We start from the raw sequence: 24,204 nt of genomic DNA, 5'->3' as shown, positions 1-24,204 counted from the left end.
GCGGCCATCGCAGGCAAGCCAGCTCCCACCTTGGAATGCATTCCCCTGTGGGAGCTGGCTTGCCTGCGATGGCCACTCCTCGGTCTACCGTCCGAACTGGCCCGGCCAACCGATGACTTTTTTCGCCCTCGGCGTCGCATAAGTCCTGATCTTCGACGTCGACAACCCCAACCGCACCAGTGACTCTGCGATAGTCACCGCAGCGGTCACACCGTCCACCACCGGCACACCGGTGCGCTGGCGAATCTGCTCATCCAGCCCGGCCATGCCACCACAGCCCAGGCAGATCACCTCAGCCTTGTCTTCGCTGATGGCCAATTCCGCCTGACGCACGATGGCCTCCATCGCCGCCAGTGGATCCTCTTCCAACTCCAGCACCGCCATCCCACTGGCCCGCACCGAGGCACAGCGTTGGTACAGGCCGGCCAGTTTCAGACGGTCTTCGATCAGCGGGACGGTGCGGTCCAGGGTGGTCACCACCGAGTAGGCGTGACCGAGGAACATCGCCGTGCTGGCGGCCGCTTCGGTAATGTCCACCACCGGCACGTTCAGCAGTTCCTGCAAGCCTTCGCGGCCGTGCTCGCCGTAGCCGGCCTGGATCACCGCGTCGAACGGCTGGTCGTAGGCCATCACCCGGTCCATCACCGCGATGGCCGCCAGGTAGCTTTCAAAGTTGCCTTCCACCGACTCCGCGCCGAAGTAGGGCGTGAGCCCGACAATCTCAGTGCCGGGCGCAGCCACCGCCCGTGCCTGCTGGGCGATGGTTTCAGTGATGGATTCGGTGGTGTTGACGTTGACCACGAGGATACGCATGGAATGTCCTTGATTAATGACTGACGTTATCGACTGCAATGCTTTCGCCGCTGACATCGGCGTAGAACGGCTGACGCTTGGCGATCAGCAGGTACAGCACCCCTGCAATACCGGCGCCAAACATCCAGGAAAACGGAGACACGCTGGCGAAACCGGGCAGCAGCGCCAGGAGAATGGCAATCACGGCTGCGGGAATGAAGGCCGCTACTGCGCGTAAATTGACCCCACGGCTGTAGTAATAAACGCCATTCGGGTCTTCGCTATACAGCTGCAATACGTCCACCCGGCTTTTACGGATCAACCAGTAATCCACCATGATCACCCCATACAGCGGCCCCAGCAGGGCGCCCAGGCCGGAAAGGAAATAGACGATCACCAACGGGCTGTTGTAGAGGTTCCACGGCAGAATCAGCACCGCCACGGTGGCGCTGATCAACCCGGCGCGACGGAAGTTCAGGTACTTGGGCGCCAGGTTGCTCAGCACAAAGGCCGGTGCGACGAAGTTGGCCATGATGTTCACTGCCACGGTGACGATCAGGAACGCCAGGCAACCGAGCACCAGGAAAAAGGTGCTGGGAATCGCCGCGATGATTTCAGTGGGGCTTTCGATCACCCGGCCATTGAGCTGGAATTGCCCGCCACACAGCAGCACAGTGATCACGGCAAACACCAGGATATTCACCGGCAGGCCCCAGAAGTTGCCGACCTGGATGGTCTTGCGGCACGGCGAAGAGCGGGCGAAGTCGCAGAAATTGAGGATCAGCGTGCCGTAGATCGCCAGCCACAGTGCGCCACCGGCAAAGATATTGCGCCACATCTCGCCGCCGCGCAGCGGTTCGCGGATCGACCAGGCGATGTTACCGCCGGTCTGGAAATACATCCAACCGGCCAACGACGCTACCGTCAGCAGAATCACCGGCCCAGCGAAGCCTTCGTAGCGGCGGACCATCTCCATGCCGTAGGCCAGGATCACCAATTGCACCAACCAGATCACCACGAAACAGGCCCAGCCGAGCGACGACAGGCCCAGGATCGAGTTGTGGTCGTAGTCGGCAAAACCCGGATGAATTGCCGTTAAAAGCACTCGGAAAACTACCGAAGCCAGGTAGGTCTGGATACCGAACCAGGCAATCGCAATCACCGCGCGAATCAACGCCGGAATCTGCGCGCCATGAATGCCGAAGCTGATACGGCTGATCACCGGAAAGGGCACGCCGGTCTTCTGCCCCATGTATCCCGACAGGTTCATGAAGAAGTACACCAGCGCCGCGCCGATACCGAGTGACAACAGAATCTGCCAGCCACCCAAGCCCAAGGCATACAAGCCAATGGCGAAGGAATAGTTGGCGATGTTGTGCACGTCATTGGTCCACAGCGCAAAGATGCTGTAGCGCCCCCAGCGCCGGCCTTCGACTTTGGTGGGTGCCAAGTCCTTGTTATGCAGGCGTGGGCTGAGCACCAGCGGGCCTGGCTCGATGGCTTCGGGCTTCAGAGAGGAGGGCAGATCCAGTGCGATGTTATTCGAGAGGCTTGTACGCATTCCGGCAGGCTCCAGCGCATCGGCAGCCAAGCCGCAGATGGCAAAGTGTATGTAGGTTTTGTATTTATTGTATACAAAGCGCATTTCACCTTAAGCCACTTGCGTGCCAGTTTTTGATCTATGAAAACTGTGGGTAATTTCGTTTTTATAGGCGAAGGAAATAACTAGCTGAATTCAAAGCGATATAAATTGACCGTTTGAACAGCTATTTATTTTGTTGGGTGAAGTGTGTGCAAAACAGCGAGGGTGTTGAGGCGGGGAAGAATGTAACTTTTCGGTGCGTAATTTTATAAGTGCACACAAGAATGGCACTAATGGTGACATTCTTGTGTACAGATCGAGGGTCATGCCTTGCTGATGATATTCCCCGCATGCAGCCCGCATTCCTTCTGCGTGGCTTCTTCCCACCACCAGCGGCCTTCGCGTTCGTGCTGGTTCGGCAGCACCGGGCGGGTGCAGGGTTCGCAGCCGATGCTGATAAAGCCGCGCTCATGCAGGCTGTTGTAGGGCAACTCCAGCATACGGATGTAACCCCAGACTTCCTCACTGGTCATCTGCGCCAGCGGGTTGAACTTGTAAAGGGTGCGCTCCGGGGTGGAGAAGGCTGTGTCGATTTCCAGCGCCGCCACCTGGCTGCGGGTGCCCGGGCTCTGGTCACGGCGCTGGCCGGTGGCCCAGGCACTGACGCCGGAAAGTTTGCGGCGCAGCGGCTCGATCTTGCGTACGCCGCAGCATTCGCCATGGCCGTCCTTGTAGAAGCTGAACAGGCCCTTTTCTTTGACGAAGGGTTCCAGTTTGCTCTGGTCCGGCGAGATCAGTTCGATGTCGATTTTATAGAACTCACGCACCTGCTCGATAAACCGGTAGGTCTCCGGATGCAGGCGGCCGGTGTCGAGGCTGAACACCTTGACGTTCTTGTTCAGCTTCCAGGCCATGTCCACCAGCACCACGTCTTCGGCGCCGCTGAAGGAAATCCACAGGTCATCACCGAACTGGCTGAACGCCAGTTTGAGAATGTCCTGGGCAGATTTGTTGGCGTAAGTCGCGGCGAGTTCAGCGACGTCGAAGGCTTGGTTCATCAGGACGGTTCCTACAGGTCAGTGGCGCTGAGCGCTCTATAGGGGAGCGATGGTATCAAAATCCGCTCTGCGTTGCGGCGGCGAGCTTGAATCGCTAGAGTTCGGCAGTCCTTTTGCTCGCTCAACCGATAACATCAACAATGGGAGTGTCTTGTGGAAATTGCCTGTCTCGACCTGGAAGGGGTGCTGGTTCCGGAAATCTGGATCGCCTTCGCCGAAAAAACCGGTATTGAATCCCTGCGGGCCACCACTCGGGACATTCCCGACTACGACGTGCTGATGAAGCAGCGCCTGCGGATCCTCGATGAACACGGGCTCAAGCTCGCGGATATCCAGGCAGTGATCGCTACCCTCAAGCCGCTGGACGGCGCTGTCGAGTTCGTCAACTGGCTGCGCGAGCGCTTCCAGGTGGTGATCCTGTCGGACACCTTCTATGAGTTCTCCCAGCCGCTGATGCGTCAACTGGGTTTCCCGACCCTTCTGTGCCATCGCCTCATTACCGACGAAACCGATCGCGTGGTGAGTTACCAACTGCGCCAGAAAGACCCCAAGCGCCAATCGGTATTGGCCTTCAAGAGCCTGTACTACCGCGTGATTGCCGCGGGTGATTCCTACAACGACACCACCATGCTGGGCGAAGCCGACCGTGGGATTCTGTTCCATGCGCCGGAAAATGTGATTCGCGAGTTCCCGCAGTTCCCGGCGGTGCATACCTTTGAGGACTTGAAGAAAGAGTTCATCAAGGCGTCTAATCGGGCGTTGAGCCTGTAAGTTTTTCAGTGCGGCGGATGGCCTCTTCGCAGGCAAGCCAGCTCCCACCTTTGGGTGGTGTGAACCCGATCAATTGTGGGAGCCGGGCTTGCCCGCGATGGGGCCTTCACAGACGCCGCAAATCTCAGATGCCAGCCAGTAAGCGCTCATAAGGAATACGCAAGCCTTCATGCAGGCGCTTGATCATCGACAAGCTCAACTTGCGCTTGTGATTGAGCACTTCGGACACCCGCCCGCTGGTGCCGATAAATGGCTCCAGGTCCCGGGCGGTCATGCCCAGTTGCTCCATGCGAAATTTGATCGCTTCCACAGGGTCCGAGGGCGGCATCGGAAAATGCTCTGCCTCGTACTTCTCAATGAGGACAGCAAGAATTTCCAGCTCGTCACCCTCAGGTGAGCCGATTTCCGCTCCCCATATCTGCTCCACGCGCGCAAGCGCAGCAGTTAGATCCTCATGGGAATGTATAGGTTTGATGTTCATCACACGCTCTCCGCGTTGATCTGATCGTACTGGGCATGAGTCCCCACGAAACGTATGAACCCAAGCTGTCGCTGATAGTCGATCGCCATGATCACTCGATACTTGTTGCCGCCCACGTTGAAGACAACCCTGCCACTTTTAAGAATGCTTGCCGCTCTAAGCTCTGCTTTGAGCGCTTGCGGCGTTGGGTAATTCGCCTTTTGCATAGGGCGATGCAGCTCGACAAGAGGCGCTTTGGCGTCCGAATAAGCTGAGTGGCTTTCCCAGAATATTCGCAAGGTAGAGAGAGCGATTATTCGCATCGCTGCCACCTCCCAATTTGGGAGGTAATGGGTGTGGTTGGGTCGAGATGCAATCTCGGAAATAATTTCTGACGAGTAAGCAGACGCTTCATGTGATCCCTCACAAACGGCGGGTGGACGGTCGGATCTGGACGCTATCTTCCAGTTCACTCACCGTCCACACGCGTTCTGAATCAGGATCTTTCTTGCTGCCTGGCCCTATGTTGCAGAGCCAGGAGGAGCTTGGGGGCTACAGGTTTTCCAAAGTTTGTAACAGCACCCGCACCTTGGTCAGCGACTCCTGATACTCCGCCTCCCACTGCGAATCCGCCACAATCCCGCCGCCGCCCCAGCAGCACACCTGCCCATCCTTGACCAACAAACTGCGAATGGCGATGGAGCTGTCCATCTCTCCCCGCACATCGAGATACACCAGCGACCCGCAGTACAACCCGCGTCGCGTCGGCTCAAGTTCGTCGATGATCTGCATCGCGCGGATCTTCGGCGCGCCAGTGATGGAGCCGCCGGGGAAGCTGCCGGCGATCAGGTCGAGGGCGTCTTTGCCATCGGCCAATTCGCCGATGACGCTGCTCACCAAGTGGTGCACGTTGGGGTAGCTCTCCAGGCTGAACAGCTCCGGCACGCTCACCGAGCCGGTACGGCAGGTGCGGCCAAGATCGTTGCGCAGCAGGTCGACGATCATCAGGTTTTCGGCGCGGTCCTTGGGGCTGGCCAGCAGTTCGGCGGCGTTGGCGGCGTCGTCTTCGGGCGTCAGGCCGCGGGGGCGGGTGCCTTTGATCGGCCGGGTTTCAACGCGGCGCTCGCTGATATGCACAAAGCGCTCGGGCGACAGGCTCAGCACCGCGCCGTCGTCCGGCAGGCTCTGGAATCCGGAGAACGGCGTCGGGCAGGCTTCGCGTAAGGCGCAGTAGGCAACCCAGGGATCGCCCGCGTACGACGCTCGGAAGCGCTGGGCAAAGTTGACCTGATAGCAGTCGCCCGCCTGGATGTAGTCCTGGATGCGCACGATAGCCTGGCGATAGGCCTCGGCGGTGAGGTCCGGAGCCATGGGGCCTTTAAGCTTGAAGGTCACCGCGTTGCTGGCTACCGGCTGGCTGAACAGAGTGATCAAGCGTTGTTGCTCGCTCTCGGCCAGTGCCGGATGAAACACAAGCTGGCTGGTCTGCGCCTGATGATCGCTGATCAATGCCCAGGCATATAGCCCGAAGCGCGCGTCCGGCAGGTGCAAATCGTCCGCGGCAAGGTGCGGCATGTGCTCAAGATGGCGACCAAAATCATAGCTCAGGTAGCCGATCAGCCCGCCCGCAAACGGCAGCTCATAGCCCGCGGGCAGATCCGCCTCGCCCAACTGCGTAAGGTTTTCCCGCAAGCGTTGCAGGAAATCACCACCGCTTTCGTCAGGTGAAACCGTCAATGTCGCTTGTGGCCAGGCGCTCAGCAGGTCATAACGCCCGCGCTCAGCTGCCGGTCGGCCGCTGTCCAGCAGCACCGCGCCAGGCGCATTGCGAATCGCCGCAAAATACGCAGCGGGGTTGGCCTGGTAAGGCAGTGGGTATACAGAGCAGGTCGACATGCGAGGCGAATCAGCTATGGGCATAGAAGGGGCGGCAATTGTACCGCATTCCACTGTAGGAACCGGCCTGCCGGCGATGCGATCTTCAGCCTTCCACAGGTGGAATATGCCCAAACATTTCCTGCACGAACTTCACGCGTTCTTCCGGGGTTTCCGTCACGCCGGCGGCTTTCAGCTCTTCTAGCCGGGCTTCCACTGCATGGGTGCGCAGGGTCAGGCCACAGTCGTTGGCGATCTGGATATTCAGCCCAGGCCGCGCATTCAGCTCCAGGATCAGCGGGCCTTTTTCCTGGTCGAGCACCATGTCCACGCCGATATAGCCCAAGCCGCACAGCTCATAGCAGCCCGCCGCAAGCTTCATGAAACCGTCCCAGTTGGGCAGTTGCACGCCATCCACCGCGTTGGTGGTGTCGGGGTGTTTGGTGATGATGTTGTTTAGCCAGGTGCCCCGCAGGGTCAGGCCGGTCGCGAGGTCGACACCCACGCCAATCGCCCCTTGGTGCAGGTTGGCCTTGCCGCCCGACTGACGGGTCGGCAAGCGCAGCATGGCCATCACCGGGTAGCCCATCAGCACGATGATGCGGATGTCCGGCACGCCTTCATAGCTGATGCTCTTGAAGATCTGGTCAGGCACCACGCGGTATTCGATCAACGCACGGTCGCGGTGGCCGCCCAGCGAGTACAGGCCGGTGAGGATGCTGGAGATCTGGTGCTCGATCTCTTCATGGCTGATGATCTTGCCGGACACCGTGCGATAGCGCCCTTCAAAGCGGTCTGCCACCACCAGGATGCCGTCACCGCCGGCGCCCTGGGCCGGCTTGATCACGAAGTCGCTGCGCCCGCCGATGATATCGTCGAGCTTGTCGATCTCCTTCTCGGTGGAAATCACCCCGTACATCTCCGGCACATGAATGCCGGCGGCCAGGGCGCGCTCCTTGGTAATGATCTTGTCATCCACGATCGGGTACAGGCTGCGCTTGTTGTACTTGAGCACGTAGTCGGCGTTACGCCGATTGATGCCCATGATTCCCCGCGCTTCCAGGGCTTTCCAGGTCTTCCAGAAACCGAACATTACTTGTCAGCCTTCAGGAAGGCCTTGAAACGCACCAGCTCGGTCAAGCGGTAGCCGCGATAACGACCCATGGCCAGCATGAAGCCCACCAGGATCAGCAGGATTGCCGGGAAGGTAAACACGAAGTACACCAACTCCGGCACGCTCATGATCAGGTGCGCCAGGGATGCGGCGAACAGCGTACCAATCGCCACTTTCAGCGCATGGTTGGCGCCACGCTCTTCCCAGGTGATCGACAGGCGTTCGATGGTCATGGTCAAAATCACCATCGGGAACAGCGCCACCGACAACCCGCGCTCCAGCCCCAGTTTATGGCTGAACAGGCTGATCGCCGCGATCAGCACCACCACGAACGTCAGCACCACCGACAACCTCGGCAGCATCTGCAATTTCAGGTGTTCCAGGTACGACCTGAGGGACAGCCCCAGCGCCGTGATAATCGTAAACAGCACAATCCCGAAGCCCAGTTGCGTCTCGCGGAACGCCAGGGCGATCAGCACTGGCGTGAACGTGCCCAGGGTCTGCAGGCCGATCAAGTTGCGCAGGATCAAAATCACCAGCACGCCAATCGGGATCATCACCATGATCATGAAGGTCTGCTGGGTTTGCAGCGGCAGGCCATACAGCGAGTATTCGAGGAAGTTGGCGTCGGTGTTCTCGTCCGTCAGCTTGGCCAGGCGAATCGCGTTCATTTCGCTGTTGTTCAGGCTGAAGGTCACCATGGCCTTCTTGCCGCCATCGACGGTGATCAGGTTTTCATCACCGGTCCACCACAGCAGGCGGTCGGTGGGCAGGCCCTGTTCGCCGGTTTCCGGGTTGAAGTACAGCCAGTCATTGCCATTGAAGCTGCGCAGCCAGAGTTCAGGGGTTTGCGGCTGGTCGGCCACCAGGCGGATGGTGTGGACCTTTTCCACCGGTACGTGGGCGATGGACAGCAGCAACTCGACGATCTTGGCCTTGTGTGGGATGGAGGGGTCGCCCGCCAGCAGCAGCTTCACATTGTCGTCATTGAGGTTGTTGGTGCGCTTGATGGCTTCGCTGATAAAGGTCTCGACGTCGGCCGAGTGCTGGCGGATCGGCGCCAGCAGGGCTTCGGCGGCGATTTTTTCCGGGCCTTCCACGGCAATGCTGTCGCGGAAGGTCGGGCCCTTGACCTTGACCTTTTCACCGCTGTAACGCTTGGTGAGGACCAGGCGGTAATACAGGGTCTGGTTGCCCTTGGCGCGGCGTGCCGACCAGGTCACCTTGCGGTTGCCGTCGGTGCGGTTGACGCTCACGCCGTAGTTGTTCGAGATAAAGCTCTCGTTGAGGCTGACGAAGTCGCGGCTCAGGGGCGGCACGAACATCTGGATCTTCACCGGGTCTTTCGGGTTGGCGACGAACTCGACCTTGGCGTCGATGTTCCACAAGTCGTCGGTGGCGTCCTCGGTGACGGGGATCCCCAGCACGAAGATCTGGTAGGCGGTGACCGAAATACCCAACACCACCAAGATGGCGATGAGGATTTTCAGGTGCAGGGTCAGAGAGCGCATTCGGTTTACTCGGCGGTATGAGCGTCGGCGGCGCAGGCGGGTTTGCCTGCTGCGTATTTAAGACTGGGGTCGACCAGCGCATCAAAGCGTTTCAGCGCTTCGGAGCCGATCAGCAGCGGGTATTGGAATGCGCTGCGGTCAGTCAAGTTCACTTCGATGCTGCGTAAAGCGGTGCCCATGCAGATATCCAGGGCAATCACCGGACGGGCGGTGTAGTTCTTGTCCTCATCGGGGTCATAGTCACCGGCGCGGCGCTTGATCTTGCTGACGCGGGCCAGGGGGCGTTCGATGGGGTGGGAATGGGCAGTGTCGATGGCCAGGTAGAAACGCACCCAGGATTCACCGTTGCGCTTGAAGCGCTTGATATCACGGGCACTGAGGGAGGCGGTCTTGGCGCCGGTGTCCAGTTTGGCGGCGACTTCCAGGTCGATCCCGGCCAACTGGGCGTATTCGTTGAGGCCGTACACGGTCTTCTCGGCGGCGACGCCAAGGCCCGGTGCAGCCAGGAGGCAAATCAATAGAAGGAAGGGCTTGAGTCTCATAAATCCCGAGGCGGTGCAGTGCGATGTTCAATTCAAGGCGACTGGCATTACTGCGCAAGCTCCCTCGTGCGCCGTTTCATCTCGCGATGTCAGGCAAAAGTGGCGGGCATTCTAACATGATGCTTTTTTGGCGCCAGCGCTGGCAGGCGGCCATGCCCTGCAAGGGTGCATCGGCGGTTATTAGACGATTGTCGACAATATGGATTTATTCTTTGACTATCCAGGGCTGATTGGCTAGTTTTTGCGGCATTGCTTTTGAAGGTGTCGACAATATGTTGGATCAGCTGGAATCCCCAGTGGTGGCGCAAGACGATTCCCAGACCATGTCCGAGAACGTCTTCCGGCGTATCCAGGCCGCCATCGTCAAGGGTGAGATCGCTCCCGGCAGCAAGATCTCCGAGCCGGAACTGGCGCGCACCTATGGCATCAGCCGCGGCCCGCTGCGCGAGGCAATCCATCGGCTGGAAGGCCAGCGGCTGCTGGTGCGCGTGCCGCATGTCGGCGCTCGGGTAGTTTCATTGAGCCATGCCGAGCTGATCGAGCTCTATGAAATCCGCGAATCCCTCGAAGGCATGGCCTGCCGCCTGGCCGCCGAGCGCATGACCGATGCGGAAATCGAAGAGCTGCGCCAGGTGCTGCATACCCATGAGCGCGATGAAGCCTTCCAGGCCGGCCTTGGTTACTACCAGCAGGAGGGCGACTTCGATTTTCATTACCGGATCATTCAAGGTGCCGGCAACCGCACCCTGACCCAAATGCTCTGCGGCGAGCTGTACCAATTGGTGCGCATGTACCGCATCCAGTTCTCCGCCACCCCCAATCGTCCACGCCAGGCCTTTGCCGAGCACCACCGCATCCTTGACGCGATTGCCGATCGCGACGGTGAACTGGCCGAACTGTTGATGCGCCGGCATATCGGCGCATCCAAACGCAACATTGCCCGTCACTTCCCGGACGGCACTGCCCAATCACGAGGTGAATGATGAGTTCCAATAATAAGACGACTCCAGGCCAGCGTTTCCGTGACGCGGTCGCCAGCGAGCATCCTTTGCAGGTGGTCGGTGCGATCAATGCCAACCACGCGCTGCTGGCCAAGCGCGCCGGTTTCAAGGCGATCTACCTGTCGGGTGGTGGTGTGGCTGCCGGTTCTCTTGGCGTGCCGGATCTGGGGATTACTGGCCTGGATGACGTGCTGACTGACGTGCGCCGCATCACCGACGTCTGCGACCTGCCGCTGCTGGTGGACGTGGACACCGGTTTCGGCTCCTCGGCGTTCAACGTGGCGCGCACGGTCAAGTCGATGATCAAGTTCGGCGCGGCCGCGATCCATATCGAAGACCAGGTCGGCGCCAAGCGCTGCGGACACCGCCCGAACAAGGAAATCGTGTCCCAGCAGGAAATGGTCGACCGCATCAAAGCTGCCGTGGATGCGCGCACCGATGACAGCTTCGTGATCATGGCCCGCACCGATGCCCTGGCGGTGGAGGGTTTGGAGTCTGCGCTGGAGCGCGCCGCCGCTTGCATCGAAGCCGGCGCCGACATGGTGTTCCCGGAAGCCATCACTGAACTTGAGATGTACAAGCTCTTTGCGTCAAAGGTGAAGGCCCCGATCCTGGCCAACATCACCGAGTTCGGCGCCACGCCGCTGTACACCACCGAACAGTTGAAATCTGCCGATGTTTCCATCGTGCTGTACCCGCTCTCGGCCTTCCGCGCCATGAACAAGGCCGCCGAGAATGTCTATACCGCGATCCGTCGCGATGGCACCCAACAGAACGTGATCGACACCATGCAGACCCGCATGGAGCTTTACGATCGCATCGACTACCACACCTTCGAGCAGAAGCTCGACGCGCTGTTTGCCGCCAAGAAATAAATGCCTGACGAACAACTGTAGGAGCCGGCTTGCTGGCGATTGCGCCTTCGAACCTGGCGCAAGCCTCAAGGGCCTATCGCCGGCAAGCCGGCTCCTACAGGGCCGCGATTAACCAAGGCCTTCTTATAAATACAAGATTGGAGAAAGAACATGGCTGAAGCAAAAGTACTGAGTGGCGCCGGCCTGCGTGGCCAGGTGGCCGGGCAGACTGCACTGTCCACCGTCGGCCAGGCCGGCGCCGGCCTGACTTATCGCGGCTACGACGTGCGCGAACTGGCCGCCGACGCGCAGTTTGAAGAAGTCGCTTACCTGCTGCTGTACGGCGAACTGCCGACCAAGGCCGAACTGGCTGCCTACAGCGCCAAGCTGAGCAAGCTGCGCGACCTGCCGCAAGCGTTGAAAGAAGTGCTGGAACGCATCCCCGCCGACGCTCACCCGATGGACGTGATGCGCACCGGTTGCTCGTTCCTGGGCAATATCGAGCCCGAGAAAGATTTTGGCGCGCAGCACGACGTCACTGACCGCCTGCTGGCCGCCTTCCCGGCGATCATGTGCTACTGGTATCGCTTCAGCCATGACGGCAAACGCATCGATTGCGTGACCGATGAACCCTCCATTGGCGGCCACTTCCTGCACCTGCTGCACGGCAAGAAACCGAGCGAGTTGCACGTCAAGGTCATGAACGTTTCGTTGATCCTCTACGCGGAACACGAATTCAACGCTTCGACCTTCACTGCGCGGGTGTGTGCGTCAACCCTGTCCGACCTGTATTCCTGCGTCACCGCCGCCATCGGCTCCCTGCGTGGCCCGCTGCATGGCGGCGCCAACGAAGCGGCGATGGAGATGATCGAGCGTTTCTCGTCCGCTGAAGAAGCGGTCGAAGGCACCCTCGGTATGCTGGCGCGCAAGGACAAGATCATGGGCTTCGGCCACGCGATCTACAAAGACAGCGACCCGCGTAATGAAGTGATCAAGGGCTGGTCGAAAAAACTCGCTGACGAAGTAGGTGACAAGGTGCTGTTCCCGGTCTCTGAAGCCATCGACAAGACCATGTGGGAGCAGAAGAAACTGTTCCCCAACGCCGACTTCTACCATGCCTCGGCGTACCACTTCATGGGCATCCCGACCAAGCTGTTCACGCCGATTTTCGTGTGCTCGCGGCTGACTGGCTGGGCTGCCCATGTGTTCGAGCAGCGCGCCAACAACCGCATCATCCGTCCAAGCGCCGAGTACACCGGCGTAGAGCAGCGCAAGTTCGTGCCAATCGAACGTCGCTGAATGGGAACACCTCGATCCCTGTAGGAGCCGGCTTGCCGGCGATGGCGGTCTCAGGGGCCTCATCGCCGGCAAGCCGGCTCCTACAGGGGAAGGGGCAACCCTGAAACCTACCGTGACCGAGTCCTGACCGATGAACACTGAATTCCGTAAACCGCTCCCCGGCAGCCGCCTGGACTACTTCGACGCCCGTGCGGCGGTCGAGGCAATCACCCCCGGCGCCTACGCTACCTTGCCTTACACCTCCCGCGTACTCGCGGAAAACCTGGTGCGTCGCTGCGATCCGGCCACCCTCAACGCTTCCCTCAGCCAACTGATCGAACGCAAGCGCGACCTCGACTTTCCGTGGTTCCCGGCGCGTGTGGTGTGCCATGACATTCTCGGCCAGACCGCGCTGGTCGACCTCGCCGGCCTGCGCGATGCCATCGCCCAGCAAGGCGGCGACCCGGCCCAGGTCAACCCGGTGGTGCCGACCCAACTGATCGTCGACCACTCCCTGGCCGTCGAAGCCGGTGGTTTCGACCCGGACGCGTTCGAGAAAAACCGGGCCATCGAAGACCGTCGCAATGAAGACCGTTTCCACTTTATCGAGTGGACCAAAAAGGCTTTCAAGAACGTCGACGTGATCCCGCCCGGCAACGGCATCATGCACCAGATCAACCTGGAGAAAATGTCTCCGGTGATCCAGGTGCGTGACGGTGTGGCATTCCCGGACACCTGCGTCGGCACCGACAGTCACACCCCTCACGTTGACGCGCTGGGCGTGATCGCCATTGGCGTCGGCGGCCTGGAAGCGGAAAGTGTGATGCTCGGCCGCGCTTCATGGATGCGCCTGCCGGAAAGCGTCGGCGTGGAACTCACCGGCAAGCTGCTGCCGGGCATCACCGCCACCGACATGGTGCTGGCGCTGACCGAGTTCCTGCGTAAGCAGAAAGTGGTCGGCGCCTGGCTGGAGTTCTTCGGTGAAGGCGCTTCGGCACTGACCCTGGGCGACCGCGCGACCATCTCCAACATGGCCCCGGAATACGGCGCCACCGCGGCGATGTTCTATATCGACCAGCAGACCATCGCCTACCTCAAGCTCACTGGCCGTGAAGACGAACAAGTCACCCTGGTTGAGCAATACGCCCGCCACACCGGCCTGTGGGCGGATGACCTGAAAGGCGCGCAATACGAGCGCGGCCTTACGTTCGATCTGTCCAGCGTCGTGCGTAACATGGCTGGCCCGAGCAACCCGCATGCCCGTGTTGCCACCAGCGACCTGGCGTCCAAGGGCATTTCCGGCCAGTGGGACCAAGTGCCGGGGCAAATGCCCGACGGCGCGGTGATTATCGCGGCCATCACCAGTTGCACCAACACCAGCAACCCGCGCAACGTGATTGCTGCAGGCCTCTTGGCGCGCAATGCCAACAAGCTGGGGCTGACGCGCAAACCATGGGTCAAATCGTCCCTGGCGCCCGGCTCGAAAACCGTGGCCATGTACCTGGAGGAAGCGGGTCTGGGCCACGAGCTGGAAAAACTCGGGTTTGGCGTGGTGGCGTTTGCCTGCACCACCTGCAACGGCATGTCCGGCGCGCTCGACCCAGTGATCCAGCAGGAAATCATCGACCGCGACCTGTACGCCACCGCCGTGCTTTCGGGCAACCGCAACTTCGACGGGCGTATCCACCCGTATGCCAAGCAGGCTTTCCTGGCGTCGCCGCCGCTGGTAGTGGCCTACGCGATTGCCGGCACCATCCGTTTCGACATCGAGAAAGACGTGCTTGGCCTGGACGCCCACGGCAAGGAAATCCGCCTGCAGGACATCTGGCCGAGCGACGAAGAGATCGACGCGGTGGTCAAGGCCTCGGTCAAGCCAGAGCAGTTCCGCGCGGTGTATATCCCGATGTTCGCCATCCACGAAGACACTGGCCCGAAAGTCGCGCCGCTGTACGACTGGCGCCCACAAAGCACTTACATCCGCCGCCCGCCTTACTGGGAAGGCGCGCTGGCCGGTGCTCGTCCGCTCAAGGGCATGCGCCCGCTGGCGGTGCTGCCCGACAACATCACCACCGACCACCTGTCGCCGTCCAACGCAATCATGCTCGACAGCGCCGCCGGCGAATACCTGGCGAAAATGGGCTTGCCGGAGGTCGACTTCAACTCATACGCGACTCACCGTGGCGACCACTTGACTGCGCAGCGCGCCACCTTCGCCAACCCGAAACTGTTCAACGAAATGGTGGTGGAAAACGGCAAGGTCAAGCAGGGTTCCCTGGCGCGTATCGAGCCTGAAGGCCAGGTCACGCGGATGTGGGAAGCCATCGAGACCTACATGGAGCGCAAGCAGCCGCTGATCATTATTGCCGGTGCCGACTACGGCCAGGGCTCGTCCCGCGACTGGGCGGCCAAGGGCGTGCGCCTGGCCGGTGTTGAAGCGATTGCCGCTGAAGGTTTCGAGCGCATCCACCGCACCAACCTGGTGGGCATGGGCGTGTTGCCGCTGGAGTTCCTGCCGGGCACCGACCGCAACACCCTGAAGATCGATGGCAGCGAAACCTATGACGTGGTCGGCGCACGCACCCCGCGTGCGCAGTTGACGCTGGTGATCAACCGCAAGAATGGCGAACGTGTCGAAGTGCCGGTGACCTGCCGCCTGGACACCGCCGAAGAAGTGTCGATCTACGAGGCGGGCGGCGTGTTGCAACGTTTCGCCCAGGACTTCCTGGAATCGGCGGCGACGGCCTGAGAGGACACCATGGCACACGTAGCGCAAATCAAGATTCCCGCCACCTACATGCGTGGCGGCACCAGCAAAGGCGTGTTTTTCAGCCTCAAGGACCTGCCCGAATCGGCGCAGGTGCCAGGTGCCGCGCGCGATGCCTTGCTGTTGCGGGTGATCGGTAGTCCCGATCCCTACGACAAACAAATCGACGGCATGGGTGGCGCCACCTCCAGCACCAGCAAGACGGTGATCCTGGCCAAAAGTACCCGCGCCGAGCATGACGTGGACTACCTGTTCGGCCAGGTCTCAATCGACAAGCCGTTCGTGGACTGGAGTGGCAACTGCGGCAACCTGTCGGCCGCTGTCGGCTCCTTTGCCATCAGCGCCGGCCTGGTCGACCCGGCCCGCGTCCCGCACAACGGCGTGGCCGTGGTGCGAGTGTGGCAGGCCAATATCGGCAAGACCATCATCGCTCATGTGCCAATCACCGACGGTGCGGTGCAGGAAACCGGTGATTTCGAACTGGACGGCGTGACCTTCCCAGCCGCCGAAGTGCAGTTGGAGTTCATGGACCCGGCGGCGGAAGAAGAGGGTGGCGGTGGTTCGATGTTCCCCACCGGCAACCTGGTCGACGACCTGGAAGTGCCCGGCGTCGGCACCTTCAAGGCCACGCTGATCAACGCCGGCATTCCGACGATCTTCATCAACGCCGAAGACCTCGGCTATACCGGCACCGAGTTGCAAGGCGCGATAAATAGCGACCCGAAAGCCCTGGCGATGTTCGAGACGGTGCGAGCTTATGGCGCCTTGCGTATGGGCCTGATCAAGCACCTGGACGAAGCCGCCCAGCGCCAGCACACGCCGAAGGTGGCGTTTGTGGCCAAGCCTTTGGACTACGTGGCGTCGAGTGGCAAGGCGATCAAGGCCAGTGATGTGGACCTGCTGGTGCGTGCGCTGTCCATGGGCAAGCTGCACCACGCGATGATGGGCACGGCGGCGGTGGCGATTGGCACGGCGGCGTCGATTTCCGGGACGTTGGTCAACCTCGCAGCCGGTGGCGTCGAGCGTAACGCAGTGCGCTTCGGGCATCCGTCCGGCACGTTGCGCGTGGGCGCTGAAGCCACTCAGGTGAACGGCGAATGGGTGGTGAAGAAAGCCATCATGAGCCGCAGCGCGCGAGTGCTGATGGAAGGTTTCGTCCGCGTCCCCGGTGACGCCTTCTAAGGTTCAATACTGGACCCGTGTGGGAGCGGGCTCGCTCGCGAATGCGGTGGAACAGTGACATTTCAGTGCCTGACACACCGCCTTCGCGAGCAAGCTCGCTCCCACAGGAGATATCTATTCCAAGGCAGGCATCCAAGATCTGCTTTTTGACAACCGTGAGCCCGAGGACTGATCCCAACCCTCTTCTTGGAGTACTGCCATGAGCGCCAACGTCGACCAGAACAACCGTCCGGACTACGATCAGGTCCTGCAGGATATTGCTGACTATGTCCTCAACTACCGGATCGACTCCCGGGATGCACTGGACACCGCCCGCAACTGCCTGATGGACACCTTGGGCTGCGGCCTGCTAGCCCTGCGTTTCCCCGAATGCACCAAGCACCTGGGGCCGATCGTCGAGGGCACGGTGGTGCCGTTTGGCGCGCGGGTGCCGGGCACGTCGTTTCGGTTGGACCCGGTCAAGGCCGCGTGGGACATCGGCTGCATCGTGCGCTGGCTCGATTACAACGACACCTGGCTCGCCGCCGAATGGGGCCACCCCTCGGACAACCTCGGCGGCATCCTCGCCGTGGCCGATCACCTGTCGCAGAAACGCGTGGCCAATGGCGATGCGCCGCTGACCGTGCGCGCAGTGCTGGAAGCGATGATCATGGCCCACGAAATCCAAGGCGTGATTGCCCTGGAAAACTCCTTCAACCGCGTGGGCCTTGACCATGTGCTGTTGGTGAAAGTCGCCTCCACGGCGGTCACCGCCAAGCTGATGGGCGCCAACCGTGAGCAGTTGCTGGCGGCGCTGTCCCATGCGTTTGTCGATGGGCAGGCATTGCGTACGTACCGGCATGCACCGAATGCCGGCTCGCGCAAATCCTGGGCAGCGGGCGATGCCTCCAGTCGGGGCGTGCGCCTGGCGGATATCGCCATGCGTGGCGAGATGGGTATTCCGGGTGTCTTGAGCGCGCCGCAGTGGGGTTTCTATGACGTGCTGTTCAGCCACACCAACAAGGACCTGGCGCTCAAGCCGGAGGACAAACGCGCGTTCAGCCTGGCCCAACCCTACGGCACCTATGTGATGGAAAACGTGCTGTTCAAGATCAGCTTCCCCGCCGAATTCCACGCGCAAACCGCCTGCGAGGCTGCGGTGACGCTACATCCGTTGGTGAAAGACCGCCTACAGGAAATCGAGCGCATCGTGATCACCACCCATGAATCGGCGATTCGTATCATTTCCAAAGTCGGCCAACTGGCCAACGCCGCTGACCGCGATCACTGCCTGCAATACATGACCGCCGTGCCGTTGGCATTCGGCAACCTGGTGGCCGAGCAGTACGAGGATGAATTCCACGCTGCCCACCCGATCATCGATCAGTTGCGCGACAAAATGGTCATCGTCGAAGACCCACGTTACAGCCGCGAATACCTGGAGGCCGACAAGCGCTCTATCGCCAATGCGGTGCAGGTGTTCTTCAAGGATGGCAGCAGCACCGAGCAGGTGGCGGTGGAGTACCCGATTGGCCATCGCCGGCGTCGGGTGGACGGCATTCCGTTGCTGGAAGACAAGTTCAAGGCCAATCTGGCCACACGGTTTACCGCGCAGCGCAGTGCCGAGATTTTTGCGCTGTGCAAGGATCAGGCACGGCTTGAAGCCACACCGGTCAATCGGTTTGTGGACCTGTTCGTGATCTAATTGGCATCACGTATTCCTCTGTCGGAACCCGATCAATGTGGGAGCGAGCAAGCCCGCTCCTACATTTTTTCACTACCAGTGCCATCGTGTCCGGGCCAGGCGTTATTCAAACCGCAGGATCACCCGGCGGTTGTGCTTACTTTTCTTCTCGATCTTCTCGCAAAACACCCGGCCGATTTCTTCGGTGTTGATCACATGGGTACCCCCACACGGCTGGATATCAATGCCGGCGATTTCAATCACCCGTACCGACCCCTGAATCACCGGCGGAGCCACTGCCTGTGTACGCGTGATCTGTAGCAGGGTCGAATATTCGGAAGCCGGCATCGACAGGGTTTTCACCGCGTGAGCCTGTTCGATCAGCGCATTGAGGTCGCGGGTGATGCTGTCTTTATCGAGCGTCATTTCGGGCAGGTCGAAATCCAGCCGGCCCTTGTCCGCACTGATGCTGCATCCGGTGACCGACGCATCGATGATCGAACACAGCAGGTGCAGGCAGGTGTGCATTTTCATGTGCTGGTAGCGCCGGTCCCAATCGAGGCCGGCATCCACCTGTACCCCGGCGGTCAGTTGCGCGGGGCAGTGTTCCACTTGGTGCCAGATGATCGAGCGCAGCACCGGGTCGCGCACCGTGCCGGTCACTTCGACCCGCGTACCGTCGGCCAGTGTGAGGTGGCCCGTGTCGCCTGGCTGGCCGCCGCCCGTGGGGTAGAACAGCGTGTGCTCCAGGGCGATGCCGTGTTCGCTGATGGCAATCACTCGGGCGCTGAAGGCGTTCTGGTAGGGCGCGCTGTCGAACAGCGCCAGGGTTTCCATGGTGTGCACGGACATGTTCAACCTCCGACGATCAGTGGGCTGGCTTGCAGCAGGGAGCGCACCATTGCACTCAGGCCAGGGGGGGAGAGCAGGGTGATTTCGAATTCCGGCCCGCAGACTTTCAGGTTCAGCGGCAAGCGCGGCAATGGAGTGCCCGACTCGACACGGTGCAGACGAAACTGCAGGTGGTGGCGCTCCTTGACCGTGGGCTCCAGCATCAGCCCCGGCAGGGGGTGGAAATCGGCGTCCAGCACGGTCACCTTATGGCTGGCGTTGATTTCGCCCACCACATGCAATCGCTCATCCAGGGCGAAGGCTCCGAGGTAGTTGCTGTGGTCCGATTCATCGTTTTTTTGCAGCTGGATCTGGTTCACCACCTTCACTTTAGTGCCGGCGGGGACGTCCTGGGTGATCACGCAGGACGGGCTGATAAACACGTTGTCGCCAATCAGCACATAACCCAGCACGCGGGCACCGGAGCCGACCTCGACGTTGTTGCCCAGGCGTGGGTGACGCTTGCCGTCGGGGTTGTTGGCGATGCCTCGGGCGCCCAGGGTCACGCCGCAGAGGATGTAGCAGTCGTTGCCAATTTCGCAGGTTTCGCCGATCACCGTGCCGTAGCCGTGGTCCAGCACGAAGCGTCGGCCGATGCGCGCCGCCGGGTGAATCTCGGCGCCGGAAAGCACCTTGCCCTGGTTGCTCAGCTTGAGGGCAATGCGCGAAAACACGCCGTTGGTCTGGTCGGGAAAATTCCATACAAGGTGCGCCAGGCGGTAATACAGCACCGCCTTGAACGAGGCGTAGGACTCCAGGATCAACTCACCGCGCCCGCGTGAAGCCGGATCACGGTAGGCGTAGGCGATCAGGTCTTCGGCTACTGCCTGGGCAGCATTCTGGATCAGGGGCGCCAGATGCGGTTCCAGCTGCTTCATCTGTAGGGGCGTAAGGGTTTTGATGAGGTGAGTGATCAACTCATCGTGCAACTGTTGCATGTCGATAAAACCGCCCATGGAGGCACCCCTGCATTCTGGTTGGCTGGAAACCCGTTTATTCGAAACTGGGCAGGTAGCTGTCGGCATTGTCGTAGACCATGGTCAGCACCACTGTTTCGGGCGGCAGTTCGGGGGCGAGCTTGGCAATGGCCACCATGTTGGCGGCGGAAGACAGGCCCAGGCTGATAGCGTCGGTGCGCATGATGCGTTTCATCATGTCGATGCAGTCCTGGCGCGAGACCTTGAGCATGCCGTCGATCACGTCCAGGTTGAGAATGCTCGGGATCAAACCGATCGACAGGCCCTGAATGTGATGCGGTGCGTGCTGGTTTTTCAGCAGGTCGCACTCCTCCGGTTCCACGCCCATGACGCGTAGTTGCGGCCAGGCGGCTTTCAGGGTTTCACCGATGCCAGTGATATGCCCCCCGGTGCCGATGCCGCTGACAAAGTAGTCGGCGCGCAGCTCACCGAAGGCACGCAGGATTTCCGGTGCGGTGGTGTCGCGATGGGTCTGTGGGTTGGCGCCGTTGCGCTGCTGGTTGAGCATCACGTAGCTGGGGTTTTCCAGCTGCAGTTCCATGCACTTTTCGCCGTGAGAGTTGTTGCCCAGGCGGCTGTCCGACAGCACCACCTTGGCCCCGTATAAACGCAGCAGCTTCTGTTTTTCCGGGCTGTAGTTGTCGGGAATCACCAGCACCACTTTGTAGCCCAATACATTGCCCGCCATCACCAAGCCGATGCCGGTGTTACCGCCACTGGGCTCGATGATGGTCTGCCCGGAATCGCGGATCAGCACGCCTCGGCGCTCGGCGTCGAGGATCATGCCCAAGGCGATGCGCGCCTTGTGGCTGCCGCCTGGGTTGAGGGATTCGAGCTTGGTGTAGACCTCGATACCGAGGTCTTCGGAGAACTGCGCCAGACGCACGATCGGCGTCTGGCCGATCACCTCGAGGATGGAGTTATGCAACATCATTCAGCCCCCGGCTCAATACAGCGGCATGTCGGGTTCGACGTCACGAACCCAATGTTTCATGCCGCCCTGCAGGACTTTGGTGTTGGCGAAACCAGCCGCCAGCAAGGTACTGGCGGCTTGCTCAGCACGGGTGCCGGCGTAGCAGATCAGGTAATGGGTATTGTCCCGGCTGAGGCTGTCGAGGTGGCCGTCCAGTTCGGCCAGGGGGATATGCACCACGCCCGGCAATTTGCACACTTCCAGTTCGCTGGCGTCGCGCACATCCAGCAGCACATCGGCGCTGCTGGGGTGTTCGAGTACTTGCTTGAGTACGCGCGGCTTGATGTAGCGTTCTTCGGCCAGCGACGGTTGGCTGGGCACGGCATCCGCGCAGGCGGTCGGTGCCAGGGTTTCGCTGTGGCGAGCCTCGGAGCAGCATGGGCAGTCGGCGCGGCGCTTGAAACGGATCTCGCTGAACTTCATCGCCAGCGCATCGAAGCGCATCAAGCGGCCTGACAGCGGTTCGCCGATGCCAATCAGCAACTTGATTGCCTCGGTGGCCTGGATCATCCCGACCACACCGGGCAGCACGCCGATCACGCCCCCGGCGCTGCAATTGGGCGCCAGCTCGGCGGGCGGCGCGCTCGGAAACAGGCAGCGGTAGCACGGCCCGCCTTTATAGTTGAGCACGCTGATCTGCCCGTCGAAGCGGTAGATGGCGCCGTACACCAAGGGCTTGCCCAGTTGCACGCAAGCGTCGTTGACCAGGTAGCGGGTGTCGAAATTGTCGGTGCCGTCGATCACCAGATCGTAGGCGCCTACCAGTTCCAGGGCGTTGTCGGCATTCAACGCGGTGTCGTGGGCGTTGATCTGGATATGGCGGTTGAGGTCTTGCAGGCGCTGCTTGGCGGATTCGACTTTGGGCATGCCGAGGGTGCTGTTGCCGTGGACGATCTGGCGTTGCAGGTTGCTGCTTTCCACCACATCAAAGTCCACCAGCCCCAGGGTGCCGACCCCGGCAGCCGCCAGATACAGGCTGATCGGCGAGCCCAGACCGCCGGTGCCGATGATCAGCACCTTGGCTTTCTTGAGGTTCAACTGACCTTCGCGACCCACACCGGGCAGGGTGATGTGGCGTACGTAGCGTTGTACTTCTTCATTGCTCAGCGCGTCGACGTCCATGCCGCCGGACGTGGCCAGCAGCACCTCGATTCTGGCTTTCTCGGGCAGTGGGTCATCCGCGCCAACCAGCTCTTCCTCGGCGGTAAACAGGAAGTGCTCCTTGAGCTGGTTGTTCTTCTCGTGAAACAGGTGCGGACGCAACTGTGGGTGACTGCTGCAGAGGTTTTCAATGACTTCGCGCAATGTCGATCCGGTGCCCTCGAGGGTCGATTCCGGCAGCTTGGCCACGCGGACCAGAATGTCGGGGAAAGAGACAGCGTTCATGGACAACTCCGTGTGCAGGTCGTTGAAAGGTTGAAGAGCGAAATGCTTGCCATCCCAGGCAAACAGCTTGGAACCAAGGGGCTGGCCCTGGCGAACGTCGACCACCAGGTAGCTGACGGGGTAGATCGGTTCGCCCATGAACAGCGCCTTGTCCTGGTCTTCGTCGCTGAAATAGGCACCTACATCCGGGTGCGAGTGGTAGATCACTACCACCGGGTTGTCGCTGCGAAACGCCTTGTTCATCAACAGGGTGTCGGCCACCGAGAAGGTGTAGCCGTTGGCCGCGCTGCGCGGATACATCTCGGGGTTCTTGTGGTGCAGTTCATTCTGGATATTGCTGCCCAGGTACACGCTGCCGTCGGCGAAGACAAAACCACAGCATTCTTCGGGGTAGCTGCGGCTGGCGTGGGCGTAGATCTGTTCCAGGGCTTTGGGGCGGAGGACGTCCATGTTTCTCTCGCGTGGTTGTAGAAGGGTCAATTTTTCTTGGCCAGGAGTTTTTCAACCGGCAACTTGGTGATCGCAAAGCCGGCCAGCAGGATGGCCGAATACAGCATCAGGTCGCGGGAAATCGACACGCCTTCGTACCAGGCGCCGATGATCACCGCGAACACCGGGAAGATGATGAACACGAATGACAGGATGATCGGGCTCAAGCGCTTGAGCAGCATGAAGTACACGATGAACCCGCCCACCGAAGCCACCAGGCCCAGGTAGAACAGCGCACCCCAGGAGCGCAGGGTGATGGCGTCGAAGGTCGGCGCTTCAAACCACAGCCCGGCGACGAACAGCATCAGCCCGGCAATGCCGATGGGCAGGGTGTTGTAGGTGATCACACTGATGGCGCTGCCTTTCTGCTTGGTAATGACATAGCACAAGGCATGCATGATCGCGGCGGTCAGAATCGCCAGCACTCCGAAGAACTCCGCGTGGTCCAGGTGCAGGCCCTGGCTCCTGATGATCATGTAGAGGCTGCCGAAGCCGATACCGATGCCAACCACCTGGGAAAAGTAGATGCGCTCACGCAGGAACAGCGCAGAGAAAATCAGGATGAACACCGGCATGCAGCTGAACAGCAGCGCGGTCAGGCCGGACGAGACATGCATCTCGCCGTAGTTGAGCAGGTAGTAGGGCACGCTGAAGTAGGACAGGGTCACGAACACGAAGAACCAGCGGCTCTCGCGGGGGAACAGGATCGGCTCGCGGCGCACCATGGCAAAACACAGGAACAGCGGGAAAGCGATCAGGAAGCGCAGGCCCGCGGACGTCAGTGGCGGCACGCTCTCCACGGCAATCTTGATCCCCAGCCACGTGGTGCCCCAACTCAGACAGACGATCAGGAACATCACGCTGGTGATCAGCCCGGCCAACCACTGTTTTTGGGTTTTTGTCTTGGCGGTATTTTCGAGAACGGCGGACATTGGCATCGTTTATTGCTTCCCTGAGCCGAAATTGAACTCTATATTGAGCTTGTAATGAGTTGTAAAATCCGGCGATTGAACCCGTAAAAGCACACTATTAGGGCGAAAG

Annotated in this window: 21 protein-coding genes; 7 read left to right on the top strand and 14 right to left on the bottom strand. The window is 60.6% G+C overall.

What is annotated here, in order from left to right; genetic code table 11:
- Positions 1 to 84 precede the first annotated feature (84 nt).
- From RB216_RS21805 to RB216_RS21795, 3 genes are all read right to left on the bottom strand, one after another.
- On the bottom strand, positions 85 to 813 hold the full coding sequence (locus RB216_RS21805; RefSeq protein ID WP_305382362.1) for an aspartate/glutamate racemase family protein: 729 nt from the start codon (positions 811 to 813) through the stop codon (positions 85 to 87).
- Between the two features lie 13 nt (positions 814 to 826).
- Positions 827 to 2,353, bottom strand: coding sequence for an NCS1 family nucleobase:cation symporter-1 (locus RB216_RS21800; protein ID WP_308907864.1), 1,527 nt, complete (start codon positions 2,351 to 2,353; stop codon positions 827 to 829).
- Positions 2,354 to 2,697: 344 nt separating this feature from the next.
- Positions 2,698 to 3,432 carry a phosphoadenylyl-sulfate reductase gene (locus RB216_RS21795; protein ID WP_003214958.1) on the bottom strand — a complete coding sequence of 245 codons (735 nt, stop codon included), beginning with the start codon at positions 3,430 to 3,432 and terminating at the stop codon, positions 2,698 to 2,700.
- A 153-nt stretch (positions 3,433 to 3,585) separates the two neighbouring features.
- On the opposite strand from RB216_RS21795, the gene thrH reads away from it, so the two are divergent.
- The gene (gene thrH, locus RB216_RS21790) at positions 3,586 to 4,203 is read left to right on the top strand and encodes a bifunctional phosphoserine phosphatase/homoserine phosphotransferase ThrH (RefSeq protein ID WP_308907863.1); all 618 of its coding nucleotides are present in this window, start codon (positions 3,586 to 3,588) and stop codon (positions 4,201 to 4,203) included.
- 124 nt (positions 4,204 to 4,327) lie between these two features.
- On the opposite strand, the gene RB216_RS21785 is transcribed toward thrH, so the two are convergent.
- The 6 genes from RB216_RS21785 to rloA all read right to left on the bottom strand — a co-directional run bounded on the left by RB216_RS21785 (position 4,328) and on the right by rloA (position 9,705).
- On the bottom strand, positions 4,328 to 4,684 hold the full coding sequence (locus tag RB216_RS21785) for a helix-turn-helix domain-containing protein (protein ID WP_028617529.1): 357 nt from the start codon (positions 4,682 to 4,684) through the stop codon (positions 4,328 to 4,330).
- Positions 4,684 to 4,986 (bottom strand): type II toxin-antitoxin system HigB family toxin, encoded by a 303-nt coding sequence (locus RB216_RS21780; protein ID WP_028617528.1) that lies wholly within the window; start codon positions 4,984 to 4,986, stop codon positions 4,684 to 4,686. Before RB216_RS21780 ends, RB216_RS21785 begins: the two co-directional genes overlap by 1 nt.
- A gap of 229 nt (positions 4,987 to 5,215) precedes the next feature.
- Positions 5,216 to 6,559, bottom strand: coding sequence for an aminodeoxychorismate synthase component I (pabB, locus tag RB216_RS21775; RefSeq protein ID WP_305382355.1), 1,344 nt, complete (start codon positions 6,557 to 6,559; stop codon positions 5,216 to 5,218).
- A gap of 85 nt (positions 6,560 to 6,644) precedes the next feature.
- Positions 6,645 to 7,631, bottom strand: coding sequence for an alpha-L-glutamate ligase-like protein (locus RB216_RS21770; protein WP_016979244.1), 987 nt, complete (start codon positions 7,629 to 7,631; stop codon positions 6,645 to 6,647).
- Entirely contained in the window at positions 7,631 to 9,163 is a 1,533-nt protein-coding gene (gene rloB, locus RB216_RS21765) for an osmotic stress tolerance membrane protein RloB (protein WP_122687258.1), read from the bottom strand. The genes RB216_RS21770 and rloB overlap by 1 nt, the downstream gene beginning before the upstream one ends.
- A 5-nt stretch (positions 9,164 to 9,168) precedes the next feature.
- Complete coding sequence (gene rloA, locus RB216_RS21760; protein WP_028617525.1) at positions 9,169 to 9,705, bottom strand: retropepsin-like aspartic peptidase RloA; 537 nt, start codon at positions 9,703 to 9,705, stop codon at positions 9,169 to 9,171.
- A 272-nt stretch (positions 9,706 to 9,977) separates the two neighbouring features.
- Between rloA and RB216_RS21755 the strand changes: the two genes are divergently transcribed.
- The 6 genes from RB216_RS21755 (at position 9,978) to prpD (ending at position 18,468) form a co-directional block, all read left to right on the top strand.
- Complete coding sequence (locus RB216_RS21755; protein WP_016979247.1) at positions 9,978 to 10,688, top strand: GntR family transcriptional regulator; 711 nt, start codon at positions 9,978 to 9,980, stop codon at positions 10,686 to 10,688.
- Positions 10,688 to 11,581 carry a methylisocitrate lyase gene (gene prpB, locus RB216_RS21750; protein WP_028617524.1) on the top strand — a complete coding sequence of 298 codons (894 nt, stop codon included), beginning with the start codon at positions 10,688 to 10,690 and terminating at the stop codon, positions 11,579 to 11,581. Before RB216_RS21755 ends, prpB begins: the two co-directional genes overlap by 1 nt.
- Before the next feature lie 150 nt (positions 11,582 to 11,731).
- Positions 11,732 to 12,859, top strand: coding sequence for a bifunctional 2-methylcitrate synthase/citrate synthase (gene prpC, locus RB216_RS21745; protein WP_068935377.1), 1,128 nt, complete (start codon positions 11,732 to 11,734; stop codon positions 12,857 to 12,859).
- A gap of 130 nt (positions 12,860 to 12,989) precedes the next feature.
- Positions 12,990 to 15,584, top strand: a complete 2,595-nt coding sequence (gene acnD / locus RB216_RS21740; RefSeq protein ID WP_028617522.1) for a Fe/S-dependent 2-methylisocitrate dehydratase AcnD — start codon at positions 12,990 to 12,992, stop codon at positions 15,582 to 15,584.
- A gap of 9 nt (positions 15,585 to 15,593) precedes the next feature.
- Positions 15,594 to 16,784 (top strand): 2-methylaconitate cis-trans isomerase PrpF, encoded by a 1,191-nt coding sequence (gene prpF / locus RB216_RS21735; protein ID WP_308907862.1) that lies wholly within the window; start codon positions 15,594 to 15,596, stop codon positions 16,782 to 16,784.
- Positions 16,785 to 16,983: 199 nt separating this feature from the next.
- Entirely contained in the window at positions 16,984 to 18,468 is a 1,485-nt protein-coding gene (gene prpD, locus RB216_RS21730) for a 2-methylcitrate dehydratase (protein WP_308907861.1), read from the top strand.
- Between the two features lie 102 nt (positions 18,469 to 18,570).
- Here the strand turns inward: prpD and RB216_RS21725 are convergent, their stop codons facing one another.
- Genes RB216_RS21725 through RB216_RS21705 form a run of 5 tightly spaced genes read right to left on the bottom strand, consistent with a single transcriptional unit; the run spans position 18,571 to position 24,044 of the window.
- A complete protein-coding gene (locus tag RB216_RS21725; RefSeq protein WP_308907860.1) occupies positions 18,571 to 19,299 on the bottom strand; it encodes an alanyl-tRNA editing protein in 729 nt (242 codons plus the stop codon).
- A 2-nt stretch (positions 19,300 to 19,301) separates the two neighbouring features.
- Positions 19,302 to 20,294, bottom strand: coding sequence for a serine O-acetyltransferase (locus tag RB216_RS21720; RefSeq protein WP_028617518.1), 993 nt, complete (start codon positions 20,292 to 20,294; stop codon positions 19,302 to 19,304).
- 37 nt (positions 20,295 to 20,331) lie between these two features.
- Positions 20,332 to 21,246 carry a PLP-dependent cysteine synthase family protein gene (locus tag RB216_RS21715; RefSeq protein WP_308907859.1) on the bottom strand — a complete coding sequence of 305 codons (915 nt, stop codon included), beginning with the start codon at positions 21,244 to 21,246 and terminating at the stop codon, positions 20,332 to 20,334.
- Positions 21,247 to 21,261: 15 nt separating this feature from the next.
- Positions 21,262 to 23,124: a molybdopterin-synthase adenylyltransferase MoeB gene (gene moeB, locus RB216_RS21710; protein ID WP_068935371.1), complete on the bottom strand. Its 1,863-nt coding sequence runs from the start codon at positions 23,122 to 23,124 to the stop codon at positions 21,262 to 21,264.
- A gap of 26 nt (positions 23,125 to 23,150) precedes the next feature.
- Positions 23,151 to 24,044, bottom strand: coding sequence for a DMT family transporter (locus tag RB216_RS21705; RefSeq protein WP_164673174.1), 894 nt, complete (start codon positions 24,042 to 24,044; stop codon positions 23,151 to 23,153).
- Positions 24,045 to 24,204 lie beyond the last annotated feature (160 nt).

The organism is Pseudomonas canadensis, from assembly GCF_030980095.1.
Classification (GTDB): domain Bacteria; phylum Pseudomonadota; class Gammaproteobacteria; order Pseudomonadales; family Pseudomonadaceae; genus Aquipseudomonas; species Aquipseudomonas canadensis.
This window is presented reverse-complemented; position numbering and strand designations above follow the sequence as displayed.